Below are 10,168 nucleotides of genomic sequence, written 5' to 3'. Positions count from 1 at the left end.
CAGCGTTACGGCGGTCATAGCGAAGGGGAAACGCCCGGTCCCATTCCGAACCCGGAAGCAAAGCCCTTCAGCGCCGATGGTACTGCCCTGGAGACGGGGTGGGAGAGTAGGACGCCGCCGGACACCCATTACCCGAAGGCCCGCACCCCAGGTGCGGGCCTTCGGCGTATCCGCACGCTTTCTGGCCGGCTCCCGCGGGCGCCCGAGAAGCGCGCGACCTCACGGCCTGGGCCGTCGGGCCCGAGTGCGTGGGCCACTAGACTTGGGGCCATGTCCACCATCTCCCGTGACGAGGTCGCGCGCGTGGCCGCACTGGCGCGCATCGACCTGCGGCCTGACGAGGTCGACCGGCTTGCCGGCGAGCTCGACGTCATCGTCGACGCGATCGCCCGCGTGAGCGAGGTCGCCACGCCCGACGTGCCGGCGACGAGCCACCCGCTGCCGATGACGAACGTGTTCCGCGAGGACGTGCCGGTGCCGGGTCTGCCGGTCGACGACGTCATGGCCGGAGCGCCGGCGTCGGAGGACGGCCGGTTCCTGGTGCCGCAGATCCTCGGGGAGGAGTGAGATGACCGACGTGACGCGGCTGTCCGCTGCCGAGCTCGCCGACGCCCTCGCCGCGGGCGAGGTCTCGAGCGTCGAGGCCACCCAGGCCCACCTGGACCGCATCGCCGCCGTCGACGGCGACGTGCACGCCTTCCTGCACGTGAGCGCGGACGACGCGCTCGCCACGGCGCGCGACGTCGACGCCCGCCGCGCCGCGGGGGAGCAGCTGCACGCCCTCGCTGGTGTCCCGGTCGCGGTCAAGGACGTCGTGGTGACCAAGGGCATGCCGACCACCGCCGGGTCGAAGATCCTCGAGGGCTGGGTCCCGCCGTACGACGCGACGCTCGTCGAGCGCCTGCGCGCCGCGGGCCTGCCGATCCTGGGCAAGACCAACATGGACGAGTTCGCCATGGGCTCCTCGACCGAGCACTCGGCGTTCGGCAACACCAAGAACCCGTGGGACCTCGACCGCATCCCCGGCGGGTCCGGCGGCGGGTCCGCCGCGGCGGTGGCCGCCTTCGAGGCGCCGCTCGCCATCGGCACCGACACGGGCGGGTCGATCCGCCAGCCGGGCGCCGTCACCGGCACCGTCGGCGTCAAGCCGACCTACGGCGGCGTCTCCCGCTACGGCCTCATCGCCATGGCCTCCTCGCTCGACCAGGCCGGCCCCGTGACGCGCACCGTGCTCGACGCGGCGCTGCTGCACGAGGTCATCGGCGGCCACGACCCGCACGACTCCACGTCGATCCCGGAGCCGCTGCCGGCCCTCGTCGAGGCGGCCCGCCAGGGCGCCGGTCAGGACCTGTCCGGCGTGCGCGTCGGCGTCGTGCGCGAGCTGACCGGCGAGGGCTACCAGCCCGGCGTGCAGGCGCGGTTCGACGAGTCGCTCGAGCTGCTGCGCGGCATGGGCGCGGAGATCGTCGAGGTCTCCTGCCCGTCGTTCGAGTACGCGCTGGCCGCCTACTACCTGATCATGCCCTCGGAGGCCTCGAGCAACCTGGCCAAGTTCGACGGCATGCGCTTCGGCCTGCGCGTCGAGCCCGCCGAGGGCCCGGTCACCGCCGAGCGCGTCATGGCCGCCACCCGCGGCGCGGGGTTCGGCGACGAGGTCAAGCGCCGCATCATCCTGGGCACCTACGCCCTGTCGGCCGGCTACTACGACGCCTACTACGGCAGCGCGCAGAAGGTCCGCACGCTCATCCAGCGTGACTTCGCCGCGTCCTTCGCGCAGGCCGACGTGCTGGTCTCGCCGACGGCGCCCACCACGGCCTTCCGGTTCGGCGAGAAGCTCGACGACCCGCTGGCGATGTACCTCAACGACGTCGCCACCATCCCGGCCAACCTCGCCGGCGTGCCGGGCATCTCCGTGCCCAACGGGCTGTCCGACGACAAGCTGCCCGTCGGCTTCCAGATCCTGGCGCCCGCCAAGGCCGACGACCGTCTGTACCGCGTCGGCGCGGCCCTCGAGGCCGCCCTGGAGAAGCAGTGGGGCGGGCCGCTGCTGGCCCAGGCCCCGGAGCTCGGCTGAGGAACGAGGAGAGAACGAGAATGACGACGCTCACCGCGGACCTCGTCGACTACGCCGACGCCGTCCGCCGCTACGACCCGGTGCTCGGCATCGAGGTGCACGTCGAGCTCGGCACGCGCACCAAGATGTTCGACGGCGCCGAGGCGTCCTTCGGCGCGGACCCGAACACCCAGACGACGCCGGTCTCGCTCGGCCTGCCCGGTGCGCTGCCGGTCGTCAACGGCAAGGCCGTCGAGTACGCGATCCGCATCGGCCTGGCGCTGAACTGCGAGATCGCCGAGACGTGCCGGTTCGCCCGGAAGAACTACTTCTACCCGGACGTGCCGAAGAACTTCCAGACGTCCCAGTACGACGAGCCCATCGCCCACGACGGCTGGGTCGACGTCGAGCTCGAGGACGGCACCGTGTTCCGCGTCGAGATCGAGCGCGCGCACATGGAGGAGGACGCCGGGAAGAACACCCACGTGGGCGGGGCCACCGGCCGCATCCACGGGGCCGAGTACTCGCTGGTCGACTACAACCGCGCCGGCATCCCGCTGGTGGAGATCGTGACCCGGCCGATCGAGGGCGCCGGCGAGCGTGCGCCCGAGGTGGCGCGCGCCTACGTCCAGACGCTGCGGGACATCTTCCGCGCGCTGGAGGTCTCCGAGGCCCGCATGGAGCGGGGCAACGTGCGCGCCGACGTCAACGTGTCGCTGCGCCCGTCGCCGGACGCGCCGCTGGGCACTCGCACCGAGACCAAGAACGTCAACTCGTTCCGCTCGGTCGAGCGCGCGGTGCGCTACGAGATCAGCCGCCAGGCGGCCGTGCTCGACGCCGGCGCCGCGGTGGTCCAGGAGACCCGCCACTTCCACGAGGACACCGGCTCGACGTCGTCGGGCCGCGTCAAGTCCGACGCCGAGGACTACCGGTACTTCCCGGAGCCCGACCTGGTGCCCGTGGCCCCGAGCCGCGAGTGGGTGGAGGAGATCCGCGCCGCGCTGCCCGAGCTGCCGGCCGCGCGCCGTCGTCGCCTCCAGGGGGAGTGGGGCTACGCTGACGCCGAGATGCGCGACGTGGTCAACGCCGGTGCGCTGGACCTCATCGAGGCGACCGTCGCGGCGGGTGCCTCGCCGGCCGCGGCCCGCAAGTGGTGGATGGGCGAGCTGGCCCGGCACGCCAAGCAGGCGGAGATCTCCCTCGAGGAGGTCGCCATCACCCCGGCGCAGATCGCCCAGCTGCAGTCCCTGGTCGACGCCGGGCGGATCAACGACAAGCTGGCCCGCCAGGTGCTCGAGGGCGTCCTGGCCGGCGAGGGCGACCCCGAGCAGGTCGTGGTCGCGCGCGGGCTCGAGGTCGTCTCCGACGACGGCGCGCTGCTGGCCGCCGTCGACGAGGCGCTGGCCGCGCAGCCCGACGTCGTCGAGAAGGTGCGCGGCGGCAACCTGGGCCCGGTCGGTGCGATCATCGGCGCCGTCATGAAGGCCACCAAGGGGCAGGCGGACGCCAAGCGCGTGCGCGAGCTGGTGCTCGAGAGGATCCAGGGATGACCGCGGCCCGCGCGCGCACGGGAAGCCGCCCGTGACGCGCGGGCCCGTGCTGCACGGCGAGATGGTGCGGCTGCGCCCGCTCGCCGCGCGCGACGCGGAGCGGATGTGGGAGTCGCTCCAGGACCCGGAGGGCGTGCGCCTGACGGGCACCACGGCGACCTTCACGCGCGCCGAGGTCCAGGAGTGGACGGCCACCGTCGCCGACCGCCCCGGCCGGTACGACTGGGCGATCACGCCCGGCGCCGTCCGGGACGGCCGGCCGGTGAGCGACGAGCTGATCGGCGAGATCGTGCTGAACGAGGTCGACGAGCACGCGCGCTCGGCGAACCTGCGCCTGCAGATGCTGCCCGACTACCGCGGCCGCGGCTACGGGCGCGAGGCGATCCTCGAGGTGCTGCGGTTCGCGTTCGACGGCGCCACCGACGCGGACGGCACCGCGCACGCCGGCCCGCGGCTGCACCGCGTCGGCCTGGACGTGCTGAGCATCAACCCCCGGGCGCGGGCACTGTACGCGTCGCTGGGCTTCCGCGAGGAGGGCCGCCTGCGCGAGGCGCACGCCGACGGCGACGGCTGGGCCGACGTCATCGTGATGAGCATCCTCGAGGACGAGTTCCGGTCGCTCGCCGCCGCGTGAGCGCCCGCGAGGTTCGCGGCGGCTGAACGGGGGGTGCACGGCCGCGGCGTTGGTCACAGCCGGGCCTCCCATAGCACACCTCGGCAACTTCGTCGTCGACGGTCCCAAGGTGCGACCATCGAACAATGAGCAACTCGGACCAGCAGTCGCCCGGGACGTCGTCCCCGGCCGCCGCGGTGGCGGGGGACCGGCGGTTCTTCGGCCACCCGCGCGGCCTGATGACGCTCTTCACCACCGAGCTGTGGGAGCGCTTCAGCTACTACGGGATGCGCGCCATCCTGGTCTTCTACCTGACGGACACGATCGCCAACGGCGGTCTGGGCATCGACACGGCGCTCGGCAACGCCGTCGTGTCGATCTACGGCACGGGCGTCTACCTGCTGTCGGTGGTCGGCGGCTGGATGGCCGACCGCGTCATCGGCGCGCGCCGCTCGGTGCTGTGGGGCGGCATCATCATCGCCGCCGGCCACGTGAGCCTGTCGCTGCCCGCGGCGGGGTTCAGCTGGCTGGGCATCATCCTCGTCGCGCTCGGCACCGGCTTCCTCAAGCCGAACGTGTCGGCCATGGTGGGCGAGCTCTACACGCGCGAGGACCCGCGCCGGCAGTCGGCCTTCTCGATCTTCTACATGGGGATCAACCTCGGGTCCTTCTTCAGCCCGATCGTCGTGGGCATCGTGCGCGAGGCGTTCGGCTACCACGCCGGGTTCCTCGTGGCCGCGATCGGCATGGCGTTCGCCCTGGTGTTCTACGTGATGGGGCGCCGCCTGCTGGCCGGCGCCGGCGAGATGGTGCCCAACCCGATCCGACCGGAGGAGCGGCCGGCCGTCGTCCGGCTCCTGGTCGCCGTCGCGGTCGTCGTCGTGGTGGTGTACCTCCTCGCCGCCCTCGTCTCCGGCGGGTTCGGCCTGACGTCGGTCATCGACGCGCTGAGCTACCTGGCGTTCCTCGCGCCGATCGCCTACTTCGTGGCGATGTACCGCTCGCCGAAGGTCACCGACCCCGAGCGCAGCCGCGTGCTGGCCTACATCCCGCTGTTCGTCGCGGCGATGCTCTTCTTCATGATCTTCGAGCAGGCGGCCACGACCCTGGCCACCTACGCCCGGGACCAGACGGTGCTGAGCATCTTCGGGATGAGCCTCAGCCCGGAGTTCTTCCAGTCCGTCAACCCCGCCGGGATCATCCTCCTGGCGCCGGTGTTCGCCTGGCTGTGGATCCGCACGAACGACCGCCCGCCGACGCCGTACAAGTTCGCGATCGGCCTGGGCCTGGCGGCCCTGTCGTTCCTCTTCCTCGCCGCGGCCTCGGCCATGGCCGGGGGTGAGCGCACGCCGGCCTGGGTGCTCGGCCTGGTCTACGTCATCCAGACGGTCGGCGAGCTGTGCCTGTCGCCGGTCGGCCTGGCGGCGACGACGCTCCTGGCGCCGCGGGCGTTCCGCGGCCAGGCGATGGCGCTGTGGTTCCTCGCCCCGGCCGCGGGCCAGGCCATCACGGCCCAGCTCGTGCAGGCCACCGAGGGCATCGAGCCGACCGCCTACTTCGGCGGCATCGGCGTGGTGGCCCTCGCGTTCACGCTGGTGCTGCTCGCCCTCAGCCCGTGGGTCGTGCGCAAGATGCGCAGCGCGGACGCGCTGGAGGGCGTGCACACCTCCGGCGACTGACCGCCGCCGCGGTGCGCACCCGCGGCGACCACCACGTGGACATGCGGCGCTCGCTGGGCGGACGCGGTCGTAGGGTGACCCGAGCCGCACCACCTGAAGGAGATGAGCCACATGAGCCGCCCGCTGCGCTCTCGGACCTCCACCCACGGCCGCAACATGGCCGGCGCCCGCGCCCTCTGGCGCGCCACCGGCATGGGCGCCGAGGACTTCGGCAAGCCGATCATCGCGATCGCCAACTCCTACACCCAGTTCGTACCCGGGCACGTTCACCTCAAGGACATGGGCGACCTCGTCGCCTCCGCCGTGCGCGAGGCCGGGGGAGTGGCCAAGGAGTTCAACACGATCGCCGTCGACGACGGCATCGCGATGGGCCACGGCGGCATGCTCTACTCGCTGCCCAGCCGCGACCTGATCGCGGACTCGGTGGAGTACATGGTCAATGCGCACACCGCGGACGCGCTGGTCTGCATCTCCAACTGCGACAAGATCACGCCCGGCATGCTCAACGCGGCGCTGCGCCTGAACATCCCGGTGATCTTCGTGTCCGGCGGCCCGATGGAGGCCGGCAAGGCCGTCGTGGCCGACGGCGTCGCCCGCACGCCCCTCAACCTCATCAACGCGATCAACTACTCGGCCGACGACAACGTCTCCGACGCCGCGCTCGCGCAGGTCGAGGAGAACGCGTGCCCCACGTGCGGCTCGTGCTCCGGCATGTTCACCGCCAACTCGATGAACTGCCTCACCGAGGCGCTCGGTCTCTCGCTGCCGGGCAACGGCTCGACGCTGGCCACGCACACGGCGCGCCGGGAGCTGTTCCTCGAGGCCGGCCGCACGATCGTCGAGCTCGCCAAGCGCTACTACGACGACGAGGACGACTCCGTCGCCCCGCGCGCCATCGCCACCAAGGCCGCGTTCTCCAACGCCATGGCCCTGGACGTCGCCATGGGCGGGTCGACCAACACGGTGCTGCACATCCTCGCCGCGGCCCAGGAGGGCGGCGTCGACTTCACGCTCGCCGACATCGAGGACATCAGCCGGCGCGTGCCCTGCCTGTCCAAGGTCGCGCCGAACCACCCGCGCTTCCACATGGAGGACGTGCACCGGGCGGGCGGCATACCCGCGCTGCTCGGCGAGCTGGACCGCGCGGGCCTGCTCGACCACGACGTCACCAGCGTGCACACGCCGACGCTGCGCGAGTGGCTGGACGACTGGGACGTCCGCGGCGGCAAGGCCACCGACCGGGCGATCGAGCTGTTCCACGCCGCCCCCGGTGGCGTGCGCACGACGCAGGCCTTCTCCACGTCCAACCGCTGGGAGTCGCTCGACACCGACGCGGCCGAGGGCTGCATCCGGGACATCGAGCACGCCTACACCGCCGAGGGCGGCCTGGCGGTGCTGCGCGGCAACCTCGCCGAGGACGGCGCCGTCTTCAAGACGGCGGGCGTCGACCCAGACGTGTTCCACTTCGTCGGCAAGGCCCTGGTCTGCGAGTCGCAGGACGAGGCCGTCGAGAAGATCCTCACCAAGCAGGTCCAGCCCGGCCACGTCGTCGTGGTGCGCTACGAGGGCCCCGCGGGCGGGCCGGGCATGCAGGAGATGCTGTACCCCACCTCCTTCATCAAGGGCCGGGGCCTGGGCAAGGTCTGCGCCCTGATCACCGACGGCCGGTTCTCCGGCGGCTCGTCCGGCATCTCGGTGGGCCACGTCTCGCCGGAGGCCGCCGCGGGCGGCCTGATCGGCCTGGTCGAGGACGGCGACGAGATCGAGATCGACGTCGACACCCGCCTCATCCGCCTCAACGTGCCCGACGAGGTGATCGCCGAGCGCCGCGCCAAGATGGAGGCGCGCGAGAACCCGTGGCAGCCGGTCGACCGCGACCGCTACGTGTCGCCGGCCCTGCAGGCCTACGCCGCGATGGCGACGTCGGCCGACCGCGGCGCGGTGCGCGACGTCAGCCTCATCACGCGCCGCTGAGCGCCCTCGACGACCGGCCGCGGGCCACGCCCGCGGCCGGTCGTCCCCGATCACCCGCCGGTGACCCGCCGCCGCGGGGCGTCGCGGGCTTACGCTCGGGCTGTGACGAGCGACGCACCGGACATCAAGCCCCGCTCCCGCCAGGTCACCGACGGCCTGGAGGCCACCGCCGCCCGCGGCATGCTGCGCGCCGTCGGCCTCGGCGACGAGGACTTCGCCAAGCCGCAGGTCGGCGTCGCGAGCTCGTGGAACGAGATCACGCCGTGCAACCTCTCCCTGGACCGGCTGGCCCAGGCGGTCAAGGACGGCGTGCACGCCGCCGGCGGGTACCCGCTGGAGTTCGGCACCATCTCCGTCTCCGACGGCATCTCCATGGGCCACGAGGGGATGCACTTCTCCCTGGTCTCGCGCGACGTCATCGCCGACTCGGTGGAGACCGTGATGCAGGCCGAGCGGCTGGACGCCTCCGTGCTGCTGGCCGGGTGCGACAAGTCCCTGCCGGGCATGCTCATGGCCGCCGCGCGCCTCGACCTCGCCAGCGTGTTCCTCTACGCCGGGTCGATCATGCCGGGCTGGGTGCGGCTGTCGGACGGCACCGAGAAGCAGGTCACGATCATCGACGCGTTCGAGGCCGTGGGCGCCTGCGCGCGGGGGCTGATGAGCGAGGACGACCTGGGGCGGATCGAGCGCGCGATCTGCCCGGGGGAGGGCGCCTGCGGCGGGATGTACACCGCCAACACGATGGCGTCGGCGGCCGAGGCGCTCGGCATGTCCCTGCCCGGCTCCGCCTCCCCGCCGTCGGCCGACCGGCGCCGCGACGCCTGGGCGCGCCGCTCCGGCGAGGCCGTGGTGAACCTGCTGCGCCAGGGCATCACCGCCCGGCAGATCCTCACCCGCGAGGCGTTCGAGAACGCCATCGCCGTGGTCATGGCGTTCGGCGGGTCCACCAACGCGGTGCTGCACCTGCTGGCGATCGCGCACGAGGCCGAGGTGGACCTCACGCTCGACGACTTCGACCGCATCGGCGACCGGGTGCCGCACCTGGGCGACCTCAAGCCGTTCGGCCGCTACGTGATGAACGACGTCGACCGCGTGGGCGGCGTCCCGGTGGTGATGAAGGCGCTGCTCGACGCCGGGCTGCTGCACGGCGACGCGCTGACCGTCACCGGGCGCACCGTGGCCGAGAACCTCGCCGACATCGCCCCGCCCGACCCGGACGGCAAGATCCTGCGGGCGGTCGACGACCCGATCGGCGCCACCGGCGGCATCACCATCCTGCGCGGCACGCTCGCCCCGGACGGCGCCGTGGTGAAGTCCGCCGGCTTCGCCGAGGACGTCTTCGAGGGCACCGCCCGCGTCTTCGAGCGCGAGCGCGCCGCCCTGGACGCGCTCGAGGACGGCACGATCGTGCCCGGCGACGTGGTGGTGATCCGCTACGAGGGGCCCAAGGGCGGCCCGGGCATGCGGGAGATGCTCGCGATCACGGCCGCCATCAAGGGCGCGGGCCTCGGCAAGGACGTCCTGCTGGTCACCGACGGGCGGTTCTCCGGCGGCACCACTGGGCTGTGCGTGGGGCACGTCGCCCCGGAGGCGGTCGACGCCGGCCCGGTGGCGCTCGTGCGCGACGGCGACCGCATCCGCCTCGACGTGCGCGCCAAGACCCTCGACCTGCTGGTGGACGACGCCGAGCTCGCCGCCCGCCGGGAGGGCTGGGCCCCGCTGCCGCACGGCTACACCCGGGGCGTGCTGGCGAAGTACACCAAGCTCGTGCAGTCGGCCTCGCGCGGCGCGGTGCTGCAGTGAGCGGGGCGCTCCGGTGAGGGACCGCATCGGCCCCGGCGACCTCGAGGGCGCCGACGGCGCCGAGGACTGGCGCTGCGTGGCCGGCGCCGCCGTCGCGGTCTTCCGGACCGGGGCGTTCGACGTCGGGGCGCGGCTCGTGGCGCGCGTCGCCGAGCTGGCGGACGCGGCGAACCACCACCCCGACGTCGACCTGCGCTACGGCACGGTGACCGTCCGCCTCGTCTCCCACGACGTCGGCGGGCTCTCGCGCCGCGACCTGGCCCTGGCGCGGGAGGTCTCCGCCGCCGCGCGCGAGCTCGGCGTCGCGGCGGACCCGGCCGCCGCGCAGGCCGTCGAGGTCGCGGTCGACGCCCCCGCGGACGACGCCGTGCCGGCGTTCTGGGCAGCGCTGCTCGGGTACCCGCGTCGGCCCGGGCCCGGGCCCGGGGCCGGGGCCGGGGCCGGGGGCGGCGCGCTCGCCGACCCCCTCGGGCGCGGACCGAGCGTGCGGGTCGCG

General features: G+C 73.2%; 8 protein-coding genes and 1 rRNA gene. All 9 read left to right on the top strand.

The window, feature by feature from the left end; translation table 11 throughout:
- Positions 1-6: 6 nt before the first annotated feature.
- Positions 7-123, top strand: a 5S ribosomal RNA gene (gene rrf, locus GSF02_RS17880).
- A gap of 147 nt (positions 124-270) precedes the next feature.
- A complete protein-coding gene (gene gatC / locus GSF02_RS17875; RefSeq protein ID WP_159798722.1) occupies positions 271-567 on the top strand; it encodes an Asp-tRNA(Asn)/Glu-tRNA(Gln) amidotransferase subunit GatC in 297 nt (98 codons plus the stop codon).
- 1 nt (position 568) lies between these two features.
- A complete protein-coding gene (gene gatA / locus GSF02_RS17870; RefSeq protein WP_159798721.1) occupies positions 569-2,074 on the top strand; it encodes an Asp-tRNA(Asn)/Glu-tRNA(Gln) amidotransferase subunit GatA in 1,506 nt (501 codons plus the stop codon).
- 20 nt (positions 2,075-2,094) lie between these two features.
- Entirely contained in the window at positions 2,095-3,603 is a 1,509-nt protein-coding gene (gene gatB, locus GSF02_RS17865) for an Asp-tRNA(Asn)/Glu-tRNA(Gln) amidotransferase subunit GatB (RefSeq protein WP_159798720.1), read from the top strand.
- 31 nt (positions 3,604-3,634) lie between these two features.
- Positions 3,635-4,237 (top strand): GNAT family N-acetyltransferase, encoded by a 603-nt coding sequence (locus tag GSF02_RS17860; protein WP_235915682.1) that lies wholly within the window; start codon positions 3,635-3,637, stop codon positions 4,235-4,237.
- A gap of 125 nt (positions 4,238-4,362) precedes the next feature.
- Complete coding sequence (locus tag GSF02_RS17855) at positions 4,363-5,895, top strand: peptide MFS transporter (protein ID WP_159798719.1); 1,533 nt, start codon at positions 4,363-4,365, stop codon at positions 5,893-5,895.
- Between the two features lie 111 nt (positions 5,896-6,006).
- Complete coding sequence (gene ilvD, locus GSF02_RS17850) at positions 6,007-7,869, top strand: dihydroxy-acid dehydratase (protein ID WP_159798718.1); 1,863 nt, start codon at positions 6,007-6,009, stop codon at positions 7,867-7,869.
- Positions 7,870-7,971: 102 nt separating this feature from the next.
- The gene (gene ilvD / locus GSF02_RS17845; protein ID WP_159798717.1) at positions 7,972-9,672 is read left to right on the top strand and encodes a dihydroxy-acid dehydratase; all 1,701 of its coding nucleotides are present in this window, start codon (positions 7,972-7,974) and stop codon (positions 9,670-9,672) included.
- 13 nt (positions 9,673-9,685) lie between these two features.
- Positions 9,686-10,168 (top strand): 4a-hydroxytetrahydrobiopterin dehydratase (locus GSF02_RS17840; protein WP_159798716.1); only part of this gene is annotated, 483 nt, incomplete at its 3' end.

The sequence above is a fragment of the Puerhibacterium puerhi genome, assembly GCF_009846865.1.
Classification (GTDB): Bacteria; Actinomycetota; Actinomycetes; order Actinomycetales; family Cellulomonadaceae; genus Puerhibacterium; species Puerhibacterium puerhi.
This window is presented reverse-complemented; position numbering and strand designations above follow the sequence as displayed.